General features: G+C 64.5%; 19 protein-coding genes, 1 tRNA gene and 1 pseudogene. 9 read left to right on the top strand and 12 right to left on the bottom strand.

The genetic code is table 11. The features are described 5' to 3' along the window. Nucleotides 1-17: 17 nt before the first annotated feature. A complete protein-coding gene (locus E3T50_RS09295) occupies nt 18-557 on the top strand; it encodes a peptidylprolyl isomerase (protein ID WP_134551579.1) in 540 nt (179 codons plus the stop codon). Nucleotides 558-576: 19 nt separating this feature from the next. After that, a complete protein-coding gene (locus E3T50_RS09290; RefSeq protein ID WP_134551578.1) occupies nt 577-1,413 on the top strand; it encodes a rhomboid family intramembrane serine protease in 837 nt (278 codons plus the stop codon). A gap of 159 nt (nt 1,414-1,572) precedes the next feature. On the opposite strand, the gene E3T50_RS09285 is transcribed toward E3T50_RS09290, so the two are convergent. After that, a complete protein-coding gene (locus tag E3T50_RS09285) occupies nt 1,573-1,818 on the bottom strand; it encodes a cell division protein CrgA (protein ID WP_134551577.1) in 246 nt (81 codons plus the stop codon). 79 nt (nt 1,819-1,897) lie between these two features. Between E3T50_RS09285 and E3T50_RS09280 the strand changes: the two genes are divergently transcribed. Beyond that, nucleotides 1,898-2,188 carry a hypothetical protein gene (locus E3T50_RS09280; protein ID WP_134551576.1) on the top strand — a complete coding sequence of 97 codons (291 nt, stop codon included), beginning with the start codon at nt 1,898-1,900 and terminating at the stop codon, nt 2,186-2,188. Next, on the top strand, nt 2,185-2,823 hold the full coding sequence (locus tag E3T50_RS09275) for an anthranilate synthase component II (protein WP_134458659.1): 639 nt from the start codon (nt 2,185-2,187) through the stop codon (nt 2,821-2,823). Before E3T50_RS09280 ends, E3T50_RS09275 begins: the two co-directional genes overlap by 4 nt. Nucleotides 2,824-2,866: 43 nt before the next feature. Here the strand turns inward: E3T50_RS09275 and pknB are convergent, their stop codons facing one another. The 7 genes from pknB to E3T50_RS09240 form a co-directional block, all read right to left on the bottom strand. Beyond that, on the bottom strand, nt 2,867-4,561 hold the full coding sequence (gene pknB, locus E3T50_RS09270; protein WP_134551575.1) for a Stk1 family PASTA domain-containing Ser/Thr kinase: 1,695 nt from the start codon (nt 4,559-4,561) through the stop codon (nt 2,867-2,869). Between the two features lie 78 nt (nt 4,562-4,639). Continuing rightward, nucleotides 4,640-6,361 (bottom strand): serine/threonine-protein kinase, encoded by a 1,722-nt coding sequence (locus tag E3T50_RS09265; RefSeq protein WP_134551574.1) that lies wholly within the window; start codon nt 6,359-6,361, stop codon nt 4,640-4,642. Continuing rightward, complete coding sequence (locus E3T50_RS09260) at nt 6,358-7,809, bottom strand: peptidoglycan D,D-transpeptidase FtsI family protein (protein WP_134551573.1); 1,452 nt, start codon at nt 7,807-7,809, stop codon at nt 6,358-6,360. Before E3T50_RS09260 ends, E3T50_RS09265 begins: the two co-directional genes overlap by 4 nt. Then, nucleotides 7,809-9,200 (bottom strand): FtsW/RodA/SpoVE family cell cycle protein, encoded by a 1,392-nt coding sequence (locus E3T50_RS09255; protein ID WP_134551572.1) that lies wholly within the window; start codon nt 9,198-9,200, stop codon nt 7,809-7,811. The genes E3T50_RS09260 and E3T50_RS09255 overlap by 1 nt, the downstream gene beginning before the upstream one ends. After that, nucleotides 9,193-10,422 carry a PP2C family protein-serine/threonine phosphatase gene (locus E3T50_RS09250; RefSeq protein ID WP_134551571.1) on the bottom strand — a complete coding sequence of 410 codons (1,230 nt, stop codon included), beginning with the start codon at nt 10,420-10,422 and terminating at the stop codon, nt 9,193-9,195. Before E3T50_RS09250 ends, E3T50_RS09255 begins: the two co-directional genes overlap by 8 nt. A 3-nt stretch (nt 10,423-10,425) precedes the next feature. Continuing rightward, entirely contained in the window at nt 10,426-10,980 is a 555-nt protein-coding gene (locus E3T50_RS09245) for an FHA domain-containing protein FhaB/FipA (protein ID WP_134551570.1), read from the bottom strand. Then, complete coding sequence (locus tag E3T50_RS09240) at nt 10,977-11,726, bottom strand: FhaA domain-containing protein (protein ID WP_134551569.1); 750 nt, start codon at nt 11,724-11,726, stop codon at nt 10,977-10,979. Before E3T50_RS09240 ends, E3T50_RS09245 begins: the two co-directional genes overlap by 4 nt. 337 nt (nt 11,727-12,063) lie before the next feature. On the opposite strand from E3T50_RS09240, the gene E3T50_RS09235 reads away from it, so the two are divergent. Next, nucleotides 12,064-12,147 (top strand) — tRNA-Leu (locus tag E3T50_RS09235). Nucleotides 12,148-12,745: 598 nt separating this feature from the next. Further along, entirely contained in the window at nt 12,746-13,687 is a 942-nt protein-coding gene (locus tag E3T50_RS09225) for a cytochrome b/b6 domain-containing protein (protein ID WP_134551568.1), read from the top strand. Here E3T50_RS09225 and E3T50_RS09220 read toward each other — a convergent pair. Together E3T50_RS09220 and E3T50_RS09215 are read right to left on the bottom strand one after the other, a co-directional pair. After that, entirely contained in the window at nt 13,684-14,472 is a 789-nt protein-coding gene (locus tag E3T50_RS09220; RefSeq protein ID WP_134551567.1) for an EI24 domain-containing protein, read from the bottom strand. The two genes, E3T50_RS09225 and E3T50_RS09220, sit on opposite strands and share 4 nt — an antisense overlap. Nucleotides 14,473-14,632: 160 nt before the next feature. After that, a pseudogene (locus E3T50_RS09215) lies at nt 14,633-15,016 on the bottom strand (NAD(P)-dependent oxidoreductase); the annotation flags it as partial. A gap of 116 nt (nt 15,017-15,132) precedes the next feature. Here E3T50_RS09215 and E3T50_RS16645 point away from each other — a divergent pair. From E3T50_RS16645 to E3T50_RS09205, 3 genes are all read left to right on the top strand, one after another. Continuing rightward, nucleotides 15,133-15,348: a hypothetical protein gene (locus E3T50_RS16645; protein ID WP_241990847.1), complete on the top strand. Its 216-nt coding sequence runs from the start codon at nt 15,133-15,135 to the stop codon at nt 15,346-15,348. Nucleotides 15,349-15,548: 200 nt separating this feature from the next. Further along, nucleotides 15,549-16,106: a type 2 periplasmic-binding domain-containing protein gene (locus E3T50_RS16640; protein ID WP_338145356.1), complete on the top strand. Its 558-nt coding sequence runs from the start codon at nt 15,549-15,551 to the stop codon at nt 16,104-16,106. A 12-nt stretch (nt 16,107-16,118) separates the two neighbouring features. After that, on the top strand, nt 16,119-16,754 hold the full coding sequence (locus tag E3T50_RS09205; RefSeq protein ID WP_134551565.1) for a hypothetical protein: 636 nt from the start codon (nt 16,119-16,121) through the stop codon (nt 16,752-16,754). A 7-nt stretch (nt 16,755-16,761) separates the two neighbouring features. Here E3T50_RS09205 and E3T50_RS16230 read toward each other — a convergent pair whose 3' ends face one another. Further along, a complete protein-coding gene (locus tag E3T50_RS16230; RefSeq protein WP_166784246.1) occupies nt 16,762-16,926 on the bottom strand; it encodes a hypothetical protein in 165 nt (54 codons plus the stop codon). A 69-nt stretch (nt 16,927-16,995) separates the two neighbouring features. Further along, complete coding sequence (locus tag E3T50_RS09200; RefSeq protein WP_134551564.1) at nt 16,996-19,497, bottom strand: excinuclease ABC subunit UvrA; 2,502 nt, start codon at nt 19,495-19,497, stop codon at nt 16,996-16,998. Between the last annotated feature and the right edge of the window lie 38 nt (nt 19,498-19,535).

Raw genomic sequence — 19,535 nt, 5'->3', positions numbered from 1 at the left:
TGTGCAAGAATCGGGGTATGTCTAAGCACACCGCTGTCGCCACCCTGAACACCACCCTCGGACCGATCAAGGTCAACCTCTTCGGCAATCACGCTCCGAAAACGGTGAAGAACTTCGTCGGCCTCGCGACCGGCGAGCTCGAGTGGAAGCACCCCGCCACGGGAGTCGCGTCCACCACGCCGCTCTACGACGGCACGATCTTCCACCGCATCATCAAGGACTTCATGATTCAGGCCGGCGACCCGCTCGGCCAGGGAACCGGTGGTCCCGGCTACCAGTTCGATGACGAAATCAGCCCCGACCTCGACTTCACGCAGCCCTACGTACTCGCCATGGCGAACGCGGGCATTCAGGGCGGTCACGGCACGAACGGTTCGCAGTTCTTCATCACCGTCGTCCCGACGACCTGGCTGCAGGGCAAGCACACCATTTTCGGTGCCGTCGAAGACGAGGACAGCCGCGCGATCGTCGCCAAGCTCGCTACCGTCGCTACCGACGGGCGCGACCGTCCCCTCGAAGACGTCTCCATCCTGAGCGTTTCCGTCGAGTCCGTCTAACCAGCACCCTCCACAGAGAATGAGTAATCTGCCGACCTCGGCGGCGAATTTTTGTTACCGCCATCCGGGGCGGCAGAGTTTCATTCTGTGTCAGCGTTGTGGACGCACCATCTGCGCCGAGTGCCAGACCCAGGCCGCCGTCGGGGTCATCTGCCCCGAGTGCTTGCGTGAGCAGCGCAAAAACGCTCCCCGGACGAAGCCGGCGATTCTCACCCGGTTGACCGGCAGCGGACAGCCCACGGTCACATATTCCATTATTGGAATAACCCTGGCCGTATATCTGCTGCAATTCGTTTTCGGTGATCGAATCACCAACCTGCTGTTGTACGCAGGAGTCTTCTCGCAGCCGGACAGCTTTCAGCCCTGGCGCATGCTGACAACCGCGCTCGCGCACGGCTCCATCTTTCACGTCCTACTGAATATGTACACGCTGTGGATCTTCGGCCAGCTTCTCGAACAGTTGCTCGGTCGCGGTCGCTATCTCGCGCTCTACCTGCTGAGCGCACTGGCCGGTTCACTGGGGGTACTGTTTCTGGCGGATCCCTTCACACCCGTCGTGGGGGCATCCGGTGCCATCTTCGGTCTGATGGGCGCGTTCCTGGTGATTCAGCGTCGGCTGGGCGGTAATGCCACACAGCTTCTCGTGCTGGTCGGCATCAACCTCGTCATCGGCTTCATCCCCGGGCTGCAAATCGCCTGGCAGGCCCACATCGGCGGAATCATCGGCGGCGCCGTGCTCGGTCTGATCTTCGTGCAGACGCGACGCATCCGGCAGAAGTCCGTGCAAGTCGGTCTGATCGGCGCGTTCGCAGCCCTGCTGGTTCTTCTGAGCTTCGCGCGTTTCTTCGTCAGCTAGCGGGCGAGGCTCACCGAGGGTGGAAAGTTATCCACAGGGCTATCCACATGGGGATAATTACACCGGTGTCATTACCCGTGTTGATGCCCGCTGGTAACCGGACGGCAACGGATCGATGAGTGTCAGGCAGTCAGCCGGTGCCAGCTTGAGGCCGCTGGATCAGCGCCAGCGCGTGGTCATCAGAAAGCCGATGAAGGCAATCCCGAAGCCGACCAGAATGTTCATGGCTCCCAGACCCGCGATAGGCAACTGGCTGCCACTGATGTAGAACACGATGATCCAGGCCAGCCCCAGAAGCATGAAACCGAACATGACCGGCTTGAACCAGACGGCATTAGGCGTGTCTTCGTTCGAGCGGGCAACTTCGGTGCGGGCGGGCCGGGTGCGGGGATTCTTACGTGCCATCCTGTGATCCTAGCGTCTTCGCCTGTTTGAGTGGATTTGAGGCGAAGGCTGAGGCCAGTCATATCGGTACACTTGGATTATGTGTCCACCGGCAGATGACCTCACCGAGATCGTCATCAAGCGCCCGCGCCGCGCGAAGTCGGGCAAGTTCACCGGCGCTCCCGCCGAGCTGGCACCCATCATCGCAGCCCAGGCCTCGGAGGCTTCCATGTACGCAGCACTGTGGCGTATCCTTCCCGGACAAATCGGGGTGCGCATCATTCTTGTCCTGATCCTCGTGGCGGCCGTTCTCGCCGTTCTCGCCACCTGGGTGTACCCATGGATGGACGGCATTCTCAACAACCAGGAAGCGACGGTCGGCGGCGCATGACCCGTATTCTCGTTATCGACAACTACGACAGCTTTGTGTACACCCTCAACGGGTATCTGATGGAGCTGGGCGCTGACACCGACGTCGTGCGCAACGACTCGTTCGAGAAAGCGGATGCGCCCGCCCGCCTTGCCGAGTACGACGGCGTGCTGGTCTCTCCGGGTCCGGGCAAACCCTCCGATGCCGGCGTCTCCATTGCCGTCGTTGAGGCGGCACTCGCCGCCGACGTGCCCTTGTTCGGCGTGTGCCTCGGCCACCAGGCCATCGCTGAGGCCTTCGGGGCTACCGTGACCAACGCTGAAGAACTCATGCATGGCAAGACATCACTGATCAGCCACGATGGCAGCGACCTCTATGACGGAGTGCCGCAACCATTCACGGCGACCCGGTATCACTCACTTGCCGTCGTCGCGTCGACCGTTCCGAGTGACCTCATCGTGACGTCGCGCACGCAGGGCGGCGTCATCATGGGGTTGCGACATGCCTCAGCTCCCATTCTCGGGGTGCAGTTTCACCCGGAGTCAGTACTGACCGAGGGCGGTTACCTCATGCTCGGCAACTGGCTGACCCTGACCGGGCTTGAGGGTGCGCAGGAGACCGCGAAGACCCTGCACCCGCTTCTGCGCCTCAGCTAGCCACACCCGATCTCACGACGTGGGGGGCGAATGAACACGTGGGCTACGAGCCCGCGCAGTAGGTGAGGGTGATCTCGGAGCGCTGGGGAACGTCGCCGGGCGCGAGTGACTGCGCCTTGATTGGGGAACCGGACTCCTGGGCGCAGGTATAGTCTGCCTCGGAGACGGGCACAAGGCTGTTGCTGCCGACCAGGTCGATCGCGGCGACGAGGGACTGTCCGGTCAGATCCGCGAGGGTGACGACCCCGCTCGACACGGTGTAGTTGACGGTGGTACCCGCGACCTCGGCCGCTGATGCCGCCGGGTCGGTGCGCATGACCACGTCGGTGGCCACGGTCGCAGAGTTCTCTGCCGTGACTGACCCGGAAACAAAACCGAGTGCTTCGATCGCGGCCTGCGCATCCGCTATTGCCTGATTGGTGACATCGGGAACGACCGCGGTCACCGGACCGGTCGAAACGAAGACCTTGATGACGTCCGAGGGATTGACGATGGTGTCGGCCGGGGGGTCGGTTCGAATGATCTGATCGGCGGGCACCGTGGTACTCGACTCTTCGGAACGCGTGGCCGCGAGATCCAGATCGAGGAGTGTGTTCTGGGCCTCATCGTAGGTCTGGCCGGTGAGTGAGGGCACCTGGCGGGAGCTGGCGGGCAGTTCCATCGAGGGTTGCAGGTTCGCGACCCAGATCATGACCGCCACGACTATGACCACGACGCAGACGATGCCAGCCCACACCCAGATCACCGGAGGACGCCGCTGCGTGCGCACCATCGTCTGATCCTCGGAGAGCTGTTTGAGGGCGAGCGCTGAACCGGTGATGGCCGTGGGCGCAGCTCCGAACAGACCGGCACCGACTTCTTCACCGACACGGTGGTTGGGAATCTGACCCGATCCGGCGGTCTCGACATCGTTGCGAAACTCGACGGCGCTCTGGTACCGGGCAAATCGGTCCTTGGCCAGGGCGTGCAACACGACCGAGTCCAGGGCCGGCGACACCTTCGGGTTGACCGTAGACGGCTTGACCGGCGTCTCACTGACGTGCTGGTAGGCGACGGCCACGGGGGTGTCCCCACGAAACGGTGGACGCCCGGTGAGCATCTCGAACAGCACGACACCGGCCGAATACAGGTCGGTGCGCGCATCGACGGACTCGCCCTTGGCCTGCTCAGGGGAGAAATAGGCTGCGGTGCCGAGAATCGCCGTGGTCTGGGCTACGGTCGTGGCCGAGCCGGAGATGGCGCGCGCGATGCCGAAATCCATCACCTTCACCTGGCCGGCCTTGGTGATCATGATGTTGCCGGGCTTGATGTCGCGGTGCACGACGCCGGCCCGGTGCGAATACTCGAGCGCAGTCAGAATTCCATCAATGATGCGCACAGCCTCGGCGGCCTCGATCGGGCCTTCCTGAATAATGTCTTTGAGCAGCCGACCGTCTACGTGCTCCATGATGATGAACGGAATCTGGGAGTCGTGACCGGCCGCGTCGGGAACGGTCTCCTCGCCGGCATCGAACACCCGGACGATCGTCGGGTGGGCCATGCGAGCGGCGGCCTGCGCCTCCTGGCGGAAGCGCGTACGAAACGCCGGGTCGGCGGCCAGGGTCGATTTCAGTAGCTTGATCGCTACCGTGCGGCCGAGCCGCGAATCGGTGCCGATGTGCACGTCGGACATGCCGCCACGGCCGAGCAGGGCGCCGACGCGATAACGGCCCGCGATCAAACGGCCAGATTCAGGCACGACAGCACTCCCCCATAATCAAACACGGTGTTCGGGTTGGACACGGTGAGCGCTACTTTACCTCACGGCGCTGGGGAGTTACTCCCCAGCGCCGGGGTCTCCAGTTACCAAAATGGTTGCCGTGGGAGAGTACTCCGAGCTGACCTGACCACAGAAATAGCGAAACTTGACTCTGAACTCTTCAGTTCCGGCGGTGATGGTGGCCGTTGTCGTTTTAGCGTCGGTCGGGTTGGCCGAGGTGATGACGGCCGCTCCACCCTCGGTGGCGATCTCATAACCGGCCAGGGTCTGGCCGGTCGGGCACGTCTGTGCGTTCCAGCTCACCGTGACCGTGCCGGCCGGGGCGGCTGGTGACGGCGCTGCGGTTGGGGCCGACGTCGGCGCGCTCGGCGTGGCAACCGGCCCATAGACCGTGAGTGTCACCGTCGCGCCGGCCGGAACCGGTCCGGTGGGGTTGACCCGGTAGACCTTGTCGGCGTCAACACTGGTCGCGGCCGCATTACCGGTGACAATGTCGGAGACAAATCCCATCTCGACGAGCTTGGCGGCGGCATCCGAGCTGAGCAGGCCAACGAAGTCGGCCGGGTCGACCGAGGTATTGGCGGGGGTCGGTGATGGCGTCGGACTGGGCGTTGGTGTGGGCGACGGTGTGCGCGACGGTGTCGGTGAGGCCGCGGGCGTCGCCGACGTCTGCACCGGCGACGGAGTGTCGTTGTTCTGACTGACCAGGGCGAAGAGCGTGCCGGCCAGCACGATCACGAGCAGCACGACGAGCGCGATGAGAGGCCAGGTCCACTTACTGGTCTTCTTCTTCTCCGCCTGGGCGGCGGCAGTGGATGCCCGCGTGACGGGGACACCGGTCGCCGGAAGGATGGTCGTGGCCTGGTCGTTGCCGGCGCCGGCGCCGGGCATGAGCATGGTGGCGCTCGTGGCCGTGAGACCACCCAGTAGTGACGGTACGGCCACGGCCGCTGCGGCTACGTCACCGCGACGCAGAGCGGATGCCGCGCGCGCCAGGTGAGCCGCCGAGGCCGGACGGTCGGCCGGGTTCTTGGCGAGGCAGGCAAAGACGAGGTTGCGCACCGGTTCGGACACGGTTACCGGCAGATCGGGCGCGATCTCATTGATCTGCGCCATGGCGATGGCCACCTGCGACTCACCCGTGAACGGACGTCGGCCGGCGAGTGACTCGTACGCGACGATGCCGATGGAGTAGATGTCGGTGGTCGGTGATGCTGGGTGTCCGCTGGCCTGCTCGGGCGAGAGGTACTGCACGGTACCCATGACCTGGCCGGTCGCGGTGAGCGGCACCTGGTCGGCGATGCGGGCGATGCCGAAGTCGGTGATCTTCACCCGGCCCTCGGGCGTGATGAGCAGGTTGCCGGGCTTGATGTCGCGATGCACGAGACCCGCGGCGTGGGCGGCGTGCAGCGCGGCCGAGGTCTGCGCGACGATGTCGAGCACCTTGTCGGCCGGCAATACGTGTTCGCGTTCAAGAATGGTGGACAGGGCTTCGCCGGGAACGAGTTCCATGACGAGGAAGGCACTGCCGTCTTCTTCGCCGTAGTCAAAGACATTTGCAATGCCCTCGTGGTTGACGAGCGCGGCGTGGCGGGCCTCGGCGCGGAAACGCTCCAGAAAACCGGGGTCGCCGAGGTACTCGTCTTTCAAGATCTTGATCGCGACGCTTCGTCCAATGACAAGGTCGGTGGACTTCCACACCTCACCCATACCGCCAATCGCAATGCGCGACTGCAGCTCGTATCGTCCCCCGAAGGTGAGCCCTGCTGTGGGTCTCATTTGTTAAGCACCGCCTCTAGTACCTCTTTTGCGACAGGTGCGGCAAGTTTGTTGCCGAACCCGGTTTGTCCCATTCCCCCGCCGTCCTCAATAAGAACGGTAATGGCAAATTGAGGGTCATTCGCCGGCGCGAAACCGGTGAACCACAATGTGAATGGATCGGTTGATCCGTTCTGCGCTGTGCCTGTTTTTCCCGACACGTCGACCCCGTCTATTCTTGCATTGCTTGCGGCGCCATCCTGAACGCCGTTGATCATCATCGCGGTGAGTGTTGCGGCCGTTTCTTTGCTCATCACGCGGTCAAGTTCGACCGGCTCAAAGGTTTGGATGGCACTGAGGTTGGGCGCGAGAATCTTCTGCACCACGTTGGGCGCCATCACGACACCGCCGTTGGCGATGGCACCGCTGACCATAGCCATCTGGAGCGGGGTTGCCCGAACGTCGAACTGGCCGAACGCCGACTGCGCCGCCTGTGGATCGTTGAGCCCGCGCGGGTATGTGCTCTCGGCGACCTTCATCGGAATGCTGTAGTTGCTGTTGAAACCGAATTTCTCGGCCGTCTCACGAATGGCCGTGTCGCCAAGCTCGAGGCCGAGTTCAGCGAACGGAATGTTGCAGGAGAGTCGGAGAGCGGTGGCGAGGGTGACCGTCTCGCCGGCACTACAGGTTCCTTCGCTGGAGTTTTTGATCTCACTCGTCGTGCCGGGCGCCGTGAAGACGGAAGGGTTCGGGAAGGTGCTCTCCGGGGTGTACTTGCCCGATTCGAGCGCGGCCGTGGTGACGACGAGCTTGAATACCGAGCCGGGAGGGTTGAGCGAATTAATCGCACGGTTGATCAACGGGTCTTTCTCGTTGGCCAGCAGGGCGTCGTAGCTCGAGGTGACCTCGGCGTTGTTGTGCACGGTGAGCAGGTTCGGGTTGAAGCTCGGTTTGGAGACCATGGCCAGGATGCGGCCCGTTGCCGGCTCGGTGACGACCACCGAACCGGTGTAATCACCGAGGGCATCCCAGGCGGCCTGCTGGGCTATGGGATCGATGGTGACCTCGACGGCGGCACCCTTGGGATCCTGGCCGGTGACCAGGGCGCCGATCTTGTCGAAGAACTGCGAGTTGGAGTTGCCCGTGAGTTCGGCATTGAGGGCGAATTCGAGTCCGGTCGGTTCGCCGTTGATCGGGATATACCCGGTGATCGGCGCGTAGAGCTCGGGGTTGGTATAGGTGCGCAGAAACTTGAAATCATCGTCGGCCGGCATGGACTGTGCGATCGGTTCGCCCGCGACGAGGATGGCGCCACGCTCGATCTGGTAGCTATCGAACAGCGTGCGGGTGTTGCGCGGGTCGGCCGATAGATTGTCGGCCTGAAAGGCCTGCACGATCGACGTGGAGCTGAGCAGGGCGACGAACATCAGCATCACGACGATGCTGACGCGTTTGAGTTCGCGGTTCACTAGACCACCAGCCTGGGTTGATTGCGCACGGTGTCGGAGAGCCGCAGCAATAGCGCCGCGATGATCCAGTTGGCCACGAGCGAGGAACCGCCGGCGGCTAGAAATGGGGTGGTCAGGCCGGTCAGGGGAATGACCCGGGTGACACCGCCGATGACGATGAAGCACTGCAGGGCCACGACGAAGGCGAGACCGACAGCGAGGAGCTTGCCGAAGTCGTCCTGACCGGCGAAGCCGATGCGAAAGCCGCGCGCCACGAACAGCAGGTACAGGGCGAGGATGGCAAAGACACCAGCGAGCCCGAGTTCCTCGCCAAGGCTCGCGATAATGTAGTCGCTCTGCGGGACCGGAGTGAGTTCGGGGCGTCCCTGGCCCCAGCCGGTACCGAGCAGACCGCCCTTGGCCAGTCCGAACAGGCCCTGCACGAGCTGGAAACTACCGCCGCGCGCTTCGTAGACATCCGGATTCAGCGCATCCAGCCAGTTGTTGAAACGACCGTTGACGTAGTCGAGGGTCTGGCTCGCCAGCAGGGCGCCGCCGAGGAACAGGCCCATGCCCATGATCACCCAACTGAGACGGCCGGTGGCGAGGTAGAGCATGACCAGGAACAGGCCGAAGTAGAGCAGGGCGGTTCCGAGGTCGCGCTGAAAGATGATGACAGACATCGACATGGCCCAGACCGAGAGGATCGGGCCGAGGTCGCGAAAGCGGGGAAAGCGTGCGCCGAGAAACTTCTTGCCGACCATCGAGAGACTGTCGCGGTTGCGCACGAGATAGCCGGCGAAGAACACGGCAAGGGCTATTTTGGCGATTTCACCGGGCTGGAAGGTACCGAAGCTGCCAACGCGGATCCAGACCCGGGCCCCGCTGATCTCTTGGCCGAGGCCGGGAACGAGCGGCAGAAAGAGCAGAATCACACCGACGAGGCCGGCGATGTAGGTGTATCGAAACAGCACGCGGTGGTTGCGGATGACCAGCAACACGGTGATGGCGCTGAAAATCGCCAGGGCACTCCACACGGTCTGTCGCACGGCGGCGCTGTCCCAGCCGCTCTGTTGGTCGGCGACGTCGATGCGGTAGATCATGGCGATACCGAGGCCGTTGAGCACCGTAGCGATCGGCAGTATGAACGGGTCAGCGTCGCGGGCGACGAACCGCAATACGACGTGCAGACTGATCACCAGAACCGACAGGCCAGCGCCGAGCAGCACGAGGGATGGGTCGAGTTTGCCGAGCGCGCCCAGTTGTACGAGCACGACCGCGCTCGCGTTGATGAAGCAGGCGATCAGCAGCAGGAACAGTTCGAGGTTGCGCAGCTTCTGCGGAAGGTGCAGGCGACCCACCGGTTCACTGGCCGGCGCCTGGCCTGCCTGCTGAGCGGATGCTCTAGTCAATGATCACACCCTTCAGTCGCTTGACGATGGCCGTGGCGTCTGTGAGGGAGCCAGCGCTGATGGTCTGCTCCACCTGCTGCCGGTCGTAGACGCGCAGGTCGGAGAGGAGGAGACCGGTATCTTCATAGACGCTGGAGAGTTTGATCGGCCCGATGTCCTGCTGCACACCCTGGTAGATCGCGACGGTGTTACCGTCGACGCCCACGAAATAACGGGTCTGAGTCCACTGGTAGCCGAGGACCGTGGTCGTGACCAGGCTGAGCACCAGCAGAATGACACCGATCAACCAGGTGGCCTTGCGGCGGCGGGCGCGGCGGGCATCCTCTTCGATGAGTTCGGAGAGGTAATCCTGCGAATCGGGCTCGAAGTGGGTTTCGCGCACCGGGTGCAGGCGCAGGGCCGGAATGCGCAAGGATCGGTTGCGACCGGGTTCCTCACCGAACGCGAGCGGATTCGCGGCGGAGCCGACGATGACCGGGCTGTCGGTGCGGGCGACATCGTCGCCGACGTCGACGATGACCACGGTCACATTGTCGGGAGCGCCACCGTCGAGGCTCTCTTTGACCAACAGGTCGGCGACATCCTGGGCGTTGGCACCGCTCGCGAGGGCGGAGGCCATTGCGGTGTGTGAGACGACGCCGGTGAGGCCGTCGGAGCAGAGCAGCCAGCGGTCGCCGGCGATCGTGGCCAGGATGGACGTGTCGATTTCCGGGCTCGCCTCGACGTCGCCGAGCACGCGCATGAGCACCGAGCGGCGCGGATGCACCATGGCTTCAGCCTCGGTGATGCGACCGCTGTCGACCAGGCGCTGCACGAAAGTGTGGTCGATGGTGATCTGGGAGAGTTCATTGTCGCGCAGCAGATAGATGCGTGAGTCGCCGATGTGGGCGATCGCGACCTCGCCTTCGAGCACGACGATGGCGCTGACGGTCGTGCCCATGCCGGTCAGTTCGGCGTGTTCGAACACCGTCTCGGCCAGCTGGGCGTTAGCGCCGATGAGAGCGGCCTGCAAGGCGAATTCGGCGTCCTGGGCGCTGGCATAGTGCTGGTCGGCCTCGATGATGCGCTTCGTGGCGATCGACGACGCCACATCGCCGCCGGCGTGACCACCCATGCCGTCGGCGACCACAAATAGGGAGCGTCCGGCGTAGCCGGAGTCCTGATTGTTGGAGCGAATCTTGCCGACGTGAGACGCGGCTGCGCTATGACTGACCGTCGCCATGACCTACCGCCGAAGCTCGAAGCTGGTGGCGCCGATCTTCACGGTGGCGTTCAGGGGAATTTTTGTTGGTACGGTGACGCGAGAACCGGCCAGGAATGTGCCATTGGTGGAGTCGAGGTCTTGCAGCATCCACTCGTCGTTCCAGAGCATGAGGCGGGCGTGGTGCGTGGAAGTGTAGTCATCGCGGATGACCAGGCTGGAGTCGCTCGAGCGGCCGATGGTGATCGTCTCGGTGCCCAGCGGAAACTCGGAGCCGGCCTTCGGCCCGCTCGTGATGACCAAGCGGGTGGTGTTCTGGCTCGTAGCCATTCCCGCGTCGTCGATCGGGCTGGCGCGCGAGGCCGTGGCCGTGAAGGGTGCGGCAGCCGGGGCGGCGGGCGGGGCTGGCGCGGGAGCAGCGGATGCCGGGAACGCGGCGGCGGCTTGCGAATTCATCTTGCGCACGCGCTGACCGAACAGGTCGCTGCGCAGGGCGTAGACGATGCCGAAGATGAACATCCAGAGTAGGAGCAGAAAGCCGATGCGCAGCACCAGCAGGGTTAGTTCGCTGACGTTCATGCGCCCGGCCCCCAGAATCCGCCCATGTCGTGGCGTTCGGTGGCCGGGTCGGCTGGCGGCGGGACCGCAGGGGTATCTCGTGACGCTTGGGCCAGCACGCGGAACACGATGCGGGTGCGACCGATGGTGATGGTTGAGTCGGGCTCGAGGATGGCCTGGGTGACCGGGGCGCCGTTGAGTTGGGAGCCGTTGGTCGAGCCGAGGTCGCGCACCTGCGCTCGGGCACCGTCCCAGAGGATTTCAACGTGGCGGCGGGATGTGCCGGTGTCGTCGATGGTGATGTCGGCGTCGGAGCCGCGACCGATCACGGTGCGGGCCTTGACCAGCGGGTGGCGAGTGCCGTTGATGTCAACTACCGGGGTCCAGGCGACGGTGCTCGTGACCGAGCTGGAGTCGATCTGCACCATCCCCTCACTGAGGCTGCTGTCGTCTTGCAGTGTGATGGCGATGCCGCCGGTGAATTGGTAGCGCTGTTCGGTGCCGTGTTTTTGCACCAGGGCGGTGAGCTCGTCGATGAGCGTGACGCCGAGCGCGCTCATGCGGGCATAGTCGGTGTGGGACATGCGCACCGTGAAGCGATTGGGAGCGAGGATGCGATCCCGCGCTACAACAGCGGCCTTGGTGTCGAGCTCACGACGCAGCGCGGAGGTTATTTCCACCGGCTGCAAGCCCGATCGAAAGGTTTTGGCAAAAGCGCCGTTGACGGCGCGTTCCAAGCCCTTTTCAAAGTTATCCAGTATGCCCACAGGTCTCCCGATCCGGTCCGTTTGGCTATGAGCATGTTACTTGTCTCGGGTGACAACCCACCTTCAGGGCGCAAACGGCACGAACCGTCATACTACCTCTGGAGCGTCTATCATTGAATTCCACGCCCATTGTGGGCATTCCTTGGGACTTTTTTACTGCGGGCATGGCCGCTCACGGGTATCCGCTGTCGGCGCGCCAGCTGCCGGTGCGCGCGCCAGTTAGAGCGGGTGCGGCCACCGGTAAGTGGCGCGCTAAGGCTGGATGCGGCCGGCGTGATCGCGCGACGCGCCGTCGAATGGCGCTGACCCCCCTCACAGTGTTAGCATTCCTAAGTTCGCGCGAGTGGCGGAATTGGCAGACGCGCTGGCTTCAGGTGCCAGTGTTCGAAAGGACGTAGGGGTTCAAGTCCCCTCTCGCGCACTGTGGGTATTTCAGGAAATTGAGTATGCGTTTTCATGAAATCCAAGCGAACGGGCCGGTTGAGTAGAAATACTTGGCCGGCCTGCGCCTTTGAAGGGCCTTGCCCTCCACGATCACGTTCTGGCTGCCGGGGTGGGCGTGCGGAGTCTCTTGTTCCTCTTCGACCTACCGCCGGGACCCGCGCTATGGGATCCTCATCTCATAAAGAAGAGTCATCGCCCGGCAGCAACTCGGCGAAATACGTCGCATGGTGAATGGTCGGCACGTGCTCGAGATGCGCAAGGCGGCAAGGGTCTCGGCGTGCGCAAGTTCACGAGCCACGACGAGCTCGCCGCGTACGTGGCGTCTGACGAGTTCGTGGAGCCGCACGATGGCATCACGCTGATTCAGGAATACATCCAGGCTGCGCAACTGCAACGCGGTCGTGGAGGCCGAGGCCCCTCATTCGGCTCAACGCGCCCTGGCTCGGTACCGCAACGGCCTCAGCGTCGACCCCGGTATGTGACCTACCGCGTCTATGAAGGACACACCATGGCGGGGTGGGCAAGTAGCCTTACGAAGACGCCACGGCCCCCCGGTCGGGCGAGAACGGATCGCGATGACGACGGGTGCCTCCCGGCGCAGTGCCTTCTGGCTGCGTTCTGTGCAGTTGGTATGGATTGTGCCCGCCCTGCTCGTTGCGCTGGCACTGGTTGTGCTCGCGGCGAATGGAATTCGCGGCCTTCCGCCGGTCGAATCGTTCACGCGCAGTTATCCCGGTGTCTCGACGCACCTCGCCGCCACCCCGGTGGGAATACCGGCCTGGCTGGCCTGGCAACACGGCCTCAATGCCTTCTTCATTCTGTTCGTCATTCGTACCGGCTGGCAGGTGCGCACGACCAAACGCCCGTCCATTTTCTGGACACGCAAGAACACGGGTTTGTTCCGCACGAAGAATCCCCCGATTCGAATCACTCTCAATCTCTGGCAGCACATCGTCTTTGACACCCTCTGGGTCGTCAACGGCGTCCTGTTTTACGTTCTGCTGTTCTCCACTGGACAATGGCTGCGCCTCGTACCGCTCAACTGGGACGTCTTCCCGAACGCGGTGTCGGCCGGACTGCAATATGCCTCGCTCGACTGGCCGACCGACAACGGGTGGGTGTACTACAACGCACTGCAGCTGCTCAGCTACTTCGTGGTCGTGTTCATCGCGGCACCGATCGCGCTCGGGACGGGCCTGCGCATGTCACCGGGACTGTCTGCGCGGTTTCGGCGGCTCGACCACCTCTTTCCCTTGCCGGTTGCACGCAAACTCCACTTTGCGGTGCTGATTTTCTTCGTGGCGTTCATCGTCGTGCACGTGACGCTCGTGCTCACGACCGGCGCCCGCGCCAACCTCAACCACATGTACGCGGCGCGCAATGACGACGGCTGGACCGGGGTGTGGATCCTTGTCGGTTCGATCCTGTTCACGACCGCGATCTGGGTTGGGGCGCGCCCGAACGTGGTCCGTGCCATCGCGGCGCGCAGCGGGCGAATCATCCACCGCCAGCGCTAAACGGCCGGGGTCGTGGCGTCGAGAACGTCCCGGCTCAGGAGGACCGCGCCGGCCACCGCGGCCGGCATCACGAAGACGGCCGCGCCCGGAATCAGGAACAAAAGATAGGTGAGCACACCGAACCCGAGGCTGCGGGCGCGTTTGGCACGCAGCATCCGTCGTCGCTGGGTGAGGGTGAAGCCGCGAGCGTCGAAGGCGAAGCCGGTGAGTTCGAGAGTGAGGATCCAGCCGCCGAATATTGCCCCGAGAACGAGCGCGGTCAGCTGGCCGAGCGCGGGAACCAGGCCAAAGAGCAGCAGCATGATCGCGCCCAGCAGGGCGAGGAGCATCAGCCGCGAGGCATCAGCCAGGGAGCGCAGAATGCCGCGCAGTGGACCGCGCTGCGGTTCCGTCGGCGCGTCGCCGAGAGTGGTCTCCGCCGCCCGCCAGATGCGCTCATAAAAGGGATCGCCGACCAGCAGGGTCACGGCCACAAAGGTGTAGGCCAATAGCAGGACGCCGCCGGCCGTGACGGCGGCGCCGGCCACGACTCGCGTTCCCGTGCGCCACGGCTCGTCCCAGCCACTCGCGAAGGGGCTGATGGCGGCTGCGATCGTCTCCAGGTTGACCAGAAGTACGACGATGCCAGCAATATAGGCACTGCCGACGATAAGGGCGGGCAGGGCACCGAGCAGCATGAGGCGCGGCGAGGTGCTCCACATTTTTAGGCCGCGACCGAGAAAACCGGCCCCGGCGAAGAACTCGCGCGCGGCGGTGGGGCGGGCTGAAGACGAGTCCGGTGGCACCCACACACCCTAGTCCGCTCACGTGCGAGCGCACGTGGGCTCCCGAGAAGTTGGGGACCCGAGTCGACTAGGCCATCTGCGGAAAACCGAGATCGATCTCTGACGTGGCCGGGTCGGGCCAGCGGGTGGTGACGACCTTACCGCGGGTGTAAAAGCGGATGGCGCCGCTCATGCCGCCCGAGACCGGAGCATCGACGAAGCGAAAACCGGCCGTGGCTGCGGCATCGTGTAATGCCTGGGCCGTGTCGATGTCGATCGTCGACGAGTCCACCAGCAGGGTTGCCTTGTCGGCCGCAGCCAGCACTCCCTCGTCACCGAAATACACAGCGCGGGCGTGCTCGCCCTTCGGCAGCATGGTGAAGACGATGTCGGCGTCGGCGACCGCGTCGGAAATGCTTCGCGCGGCGGTGACGCCCGTTTTCACTGCTACGGCGACGGCATCCGGATTCAGATCGAAGCCGCGCACCTCGTGACCGGCGGCCACCATGTTTGCTGACATGGGCCCACCCATGTTGCCCAATCCGATCCATGCGACTACTGACATGACGAAGCTCCTTTGCTTGTGCGCTGCCTCCACCCTCGCAGCCGGATAGCCTGCAATCAGGGCAATATTTCACAGAGGGTATGCGCGCAGATGCACATGCTCGAGAGGACGGATCCGTGAGTACACGCGCGCTCCCGAGCCCGAACGACCTGCTCGTGCTGCTCACCGTGTCTCGGCTGGGTCGGCACGCGATCGACGCGGCCGAGGCGATCGAAGACCGGCTCGGCGCCCTCACGACGACGATCAGACAGACCGACCCGCTGTCGGGGTTGTTGCGCATCAGCACGATCGACGGTTTCGGGGCCGAGATCGTCACGCCGGCGCTCGTGTAGCTGCAGCAGAGACATCCGCGCATCAATATCGAAATGTTCAGCGCCACCCGTAAGGTCAGTCAGAACCGGTCGGTCGTCGATCTGGAGATCGTGGCCGGACGTAACGACGTCAAGAATGCGCAGGCGATGTTTCTCACCGACTATTTCTTGCGGCTCTACGCCAGCCGCGGTATCTTCTCAGCCGCGGTACGCCCCAATCGCTGGCCGATATTCAGTCGCACAGTTTCGTGTCGTACGTCGAGAGCGCCCTGCTCGCCACCGATCTCGGCTACCGATCCTCCGAGCTGCCCGAGCCCGCCACGACCTTTCAGCCGATTCGCCTGTTCGCGCAGCTGGAGGCGGTGCAGGCAGGCGCCGGTATCGGGCTTTTGCCGAATTTTCTCGTGCACGATCGGCCGGAATTCATTCCGGTACTGCCGGACGACTTTCAACGCCAGCTGCCGATCTGGGCGGTCGTCCGGCCGAATCGCTGCGCTCTGCAGTGGTGCGCGCCGCGATCGAGGCCATCACGCTCGAGATCGCCAGTCGGCCGGCCGCTTTCAATGACTGACCGGACAAGCGGATACCTGGCTCACCCGCGAAGAAACGACGGCCCGATCGAGAAGATCAGGCCGTCGTTTCCGTGCGACAAGCTAACAGCGGCTGGATCCCGCGGTGACCGAAGTGACCTGGTGGCCGAGCGAGACGCCGGAGGAGCGCATGCACGCGTTGTCCTGGGGAATGAGCGCGGCACCGGTATCCTCGAGGTACAACAGTGAGGTGGATCAACGGTGACACACGCGCATCCGCTGCACGCTGACCTCGAAGTGTCGTGCCTGTGCTGCCTGGCCGTGCAGCCGTTTCACTTCACCTCGACGAGTGATCAGGTGGTCTGCACCCTGTGCCTGCACCATATCGGGGCTGAGAAGAGTGAGCGCCGCGACCTCGAGCACGTGCGGTTGTGGGCGGCGCGTTGGGGCGCATCAGAGACCGCTCACGAAGAGTACATCGCAGAAACGGATGCCCTGCTCGTCGCCAGAGACCAGGACCTGACCATTCTGCGAGACCAGGTCGCCGAGCTCGGTGCCCTCGTCGCCGGCCAGTTCTCGGCGGGGATCGAGGGGGTGCGCCAGCTCCTGCAGAACGATCTGGTCAGGCGTGCCGAACGCAACACCGAACTCGCCCGTCGGCAGATCGACTGGGCGATGGCCGGCCTGTGGCGCATCGCCGCGCTGCACCACGACGGTCCGGCCGCGAAGTGTTCCTGCGGCCGCACCGCCGGAACCTGCGCGGAGAGCGCCGCGATCGACTCGCTCCGCCAGGGGCTTGGCGACTGGGAGAAGAAGAACGTGCTGCTGCTGCAGGATGGTCGGCGGCACGGCCTGCCCGCCGAGCATCCTGCAGTGCTGGCACAGCGCATCCGCTGAACCAGCGCTAAACCAGCGCTGAAGAGTAGCGTCTGATGGCGACCGGCTCGCCGAGCGGCGGACGCCGCACGAGGAACGCGGCCGGAATCGCGAACCGTGCGATGATCGCGCCGCACAGGAACGCACCACGAATGCCCGACGCCGGCGCCGAGACCTCGTTATCCCTGTGCAAGCGAAATGGTCGGCCCGCGTCGGCGGAGTCACCAGGACTTTGGACCATCGCCGGCCCGCTCTCCTGCGGTCAGGCCAGGCGCCGCTGGAGATAGGGGGCGGTGCGGCTGGTGGGGTGGGCGGCCACCGTGGCGGGGGTGCCGGCGGCGACGATGCGGCCGCCCTGGTCGCCACCGGACGGGCCCAGGTCGATCACCCAATCGGCGGCGGCGACCACATCCATCTCGTGTTCGACCACGACGACGGTGTTACCGGCGTCGACCAGGCGCCCGAGCTGCTGCATGAGCAGCTCGACGTCGGCGGGGTGCAGCCCGGTTGTCGGCTCGTCGAGCAGGTAGAGCGTGTGGCCACGACGGGCGCGCTGCAACTCGGTTGCCAGCTTGATGCGCTGGGCCTCGCCGCCGGAGAGCTCGGTGGCCGGCTGCCCGAGGCGCAGGTACCCAAGCCCCACCTCCCGCAGGGTTTCGAGGCTGCGCGCGGCGACGGCGACATCGGTGAGAAAGACGAGCGCGGCATCCACTGTGAGGCCGAGCACCTCGGCAATGTTCTTGCCGCGGTAGGTGACCTCGAGTGTTTCGGGGTTGTAGCGCGACCCGCCGCACTGCGGGCACGGCGCGTAGCTGCCCGGCAGAAAGAGCAGTCCGACCGCCACGAAACCCTCGCCGAGGCAGGTCTCGCAGCGGCCACCGGCCACGTTGAACGAAAACCGTGACGCAGTGAAGCCGCGCGCTTCGGCCTCGTCGGTGGCGGCGAAGGTGGCCCGCACGGCGTCGAACAGGCCGGTGTAGGTGGCGAGGTTGGACCGCGGGGTGCGGCCGATCGGCTTCTGGTCCACCTGGACCAGGCGATCAATGGCCTCCAGCCCTGTCACCTCGGCTACCGTCAGGCGTTCCTCGAACTCCACCTCAGCATCGGGGTCGCCGAGGTCGAGCACCGGTACGTCGTCTGGTTCGGGATGCAGATGTCGCCCCACGGCTTCGGCGAGAACCTGGCTGACCAGGGTCGACTTACCCGAGCCTGAAACACCGGTCACGGCCGTTAGCACCCCGAGTGGAATCTCTGCGTCGAGGCCCTGCAGGTTGTGCCGGGTGATGCCGGTCAGGCCCACCCAGCCCAGCGGATGCCGCAGCTCGCCCCGCACCACCGGCTCGCGGTCCGCAAGAAACAGGTACTGCCGCGTGATGGAGGTCTCTACCTCCGCGAGGCCGGCGGTCGGCCCACTGTAGAGGACCTCGCCGCCACCTTCGCCCGCCCGCGGGCCCACGTCGACGACCCAGTCGGCGCGACCGACGACATCCATATTGTGTTCGACCACGAAGACCGAGTTGCCCGACAATTTGAGCTGCTCGAGTACGAGCAGCAGCGGCTCGGCATCCGCCGGGTGCAGGCCGGCCGAGGGCTCATCGAGCACGTAAATGACACCGAACAGTCCAGAACGCAACTGCGTGGCGATGCGCAGCCGTTGCATTTCACCGGGCGACAGGGTGGGGGTCGACCGGCCGAGCGCGAGATAGCCGAGTCCCAGCTCGAGCAGCACGTCGATGCGGCGCAGCAGGTCGCCGGCCAGGGTGATGGCAACCTCCGACGAACCCAGGCCGCCAGACACGATGGGCCGCAGAACCTCGGCCAGGGCCGTCATCGGCAGGGCATTGAGCACCGCGATCGAGTACCCGGACACCGTGACCGCCAGGGCGTCGGGCTTCAACCCGCTGCCGCCGCAGAGGGGGCACGGGCCGGTGTCGACGTACCGCAGCACGCGCTGCCGCACGTTCGGACTCTTGCTGTCGGCGAGGGTGTGCAGCACGAAACTCTTCGCGCTCCAGAATCGGCCCTGGTATGGCTTGGCGATGCGATCGCGTTGCGGAACGACTTCCACGACCGGCTGCTCCTCCGTGAACAGAATCCAATCCCGGTCGGCGCGGGACAGGTCCTGCCAGGGCCGGTCGATGTCATAGCCGAGCACCGCAACGATGTCGCGCAGGTTCTTGCCCTGCCAGGCACCGGGCCAGGCCGTGATGGCACCCTCTCGAATACTCAGGGTGGCATCGAGCACCATCGACGCTTCGCTGACAGTGTGCGCCATTCCCAGACCATGGCAGCGCGGGCAGGCGCCCATCGCGGTGTTCGGCGAAAAGGAGTCGGATTCGAGTCGGCCGGCCGCATCCGCCGGATATATACCCGCACGGGAATACATCATGCGCATCGAATTGGACAGGGTTGTCACCGTACCGACACTGGATCGGGAACTGGGTGTTCCCCGGCGTTGTTGCAGGGCGACCGCCGGCGGTAACCCGGTGATCTCGTCGACATGCGGCGTATGCCCCTGCGCGATCAGGCGACGGGCGTACGGCGCGACCGACTCGAAGAAGCGGCGCTGAGCCTCGGCGAAGATTGTGCCGAAAGCGAGCGACGATTTGCCCGAACCAGATACCCCGGTGAAGGCGACGATCGCATCCCGCGGCACGTCGACGTCGACGTTTCGCAGGTTGTTCTCGCGGGCTCCGCGAACCCGCACGAATCCATCCCCAGGGACGGAGGAAATGGCCGACTGATTCGCATTATCTGGAGGCATCGCGCCAGATTACCTCGTCCCCGTGCAAATCGTGCGGG

The sequence above is a fragment of the Cryobacterium gelidum genome (assembly GCF_004403985.1).
GTDB lineage: Bacteria > Actinomycetota > Actinomycetes > Actinomycetales > Microbacteriaceae > Cryobacterium > Cryobacterium gelidum.
This window is presented reverse-complemented; position numbering and strand designations above follow the sequence as displayed.

What these genes read in the sequence shown, in the direction of transcription:
- E3T50_RS09275 (WP_134458659.1), top strand. Translation starts at nt 2,185, where the DNA reads ATGACCCGTATTCTCGTTATCGACAACTACGACAGCTTTGTGTACACC.
- E3T50_RS09245 (WP_134551570.1), bottom strand. Translation starts at nt 10,980, where the DNA reads ATGAACGTCAGCGAACTAACCCTGCTGGTGCTGCGCATCGGCTTTCTG.
- E3T50_RS09265 (WP_134551574.1), bottom strand. Translation starts at nt 6,361, where the DNA reads ATGAGACCCACAGCAGGGCTCACCTTCGGGGGACGATACGAGCTGCAG.
- E3T50_RS09285 (WP_134551577.1), bottom strand. Translation starts at nt 1,818, where the DNA reads ATGGCACGTAAGAATCCCCGCACCCGGCCCGCCCGCACCGAAGTTGCC.
- E3T50_RS09250 (WP_134551571.1), bottom strand. Translation starts at nt 10,422, where the DNA reads ATGGCGACGGTCAGTCATAGCGCAGCCGCGTCTCACGTCGGCAAGATT.
- E3T50_RS09295 (WP_134551579.1), top strand. Translation starts at nt 18, where the DNA reads ATGTCTAAGCACACCGCTGTCGCCACCCTGAACACCACCCTCGGACCG.
- E3T50_RS09280 (WP_134551576.1), top strand. Translation starts at nt 1,898, where the DNA reads ATGTGTCCACCGGCAGATGACCTCACCGAGATCGTCATCAAGCGCCCG.
- E3T50_RS09225 (WP_134551568.1), top strand. Translation starts at nt 12,746, where the DNA reads ATGACGACGGGTGCCTCCCGGCGCAGTGCCTTCTGGCTGCGTTCTGTG.
- E3T50_RS09200 (WP_134551564.1), bottom strand. Translation starts at nt 19,497, where the DNA reads ATGCCTCCAGATAATGCGAATCAGTCGGCCATTTCCTCCGTCCCTGGG.
- E3T50_RS09290 (WP_134551578.1), top strand. Translation starts at nt 577, where the DNA reads ATGAGTAATCTGCCGACCTCGGCGGCGAATTTTTGTTACCGCCATCCG.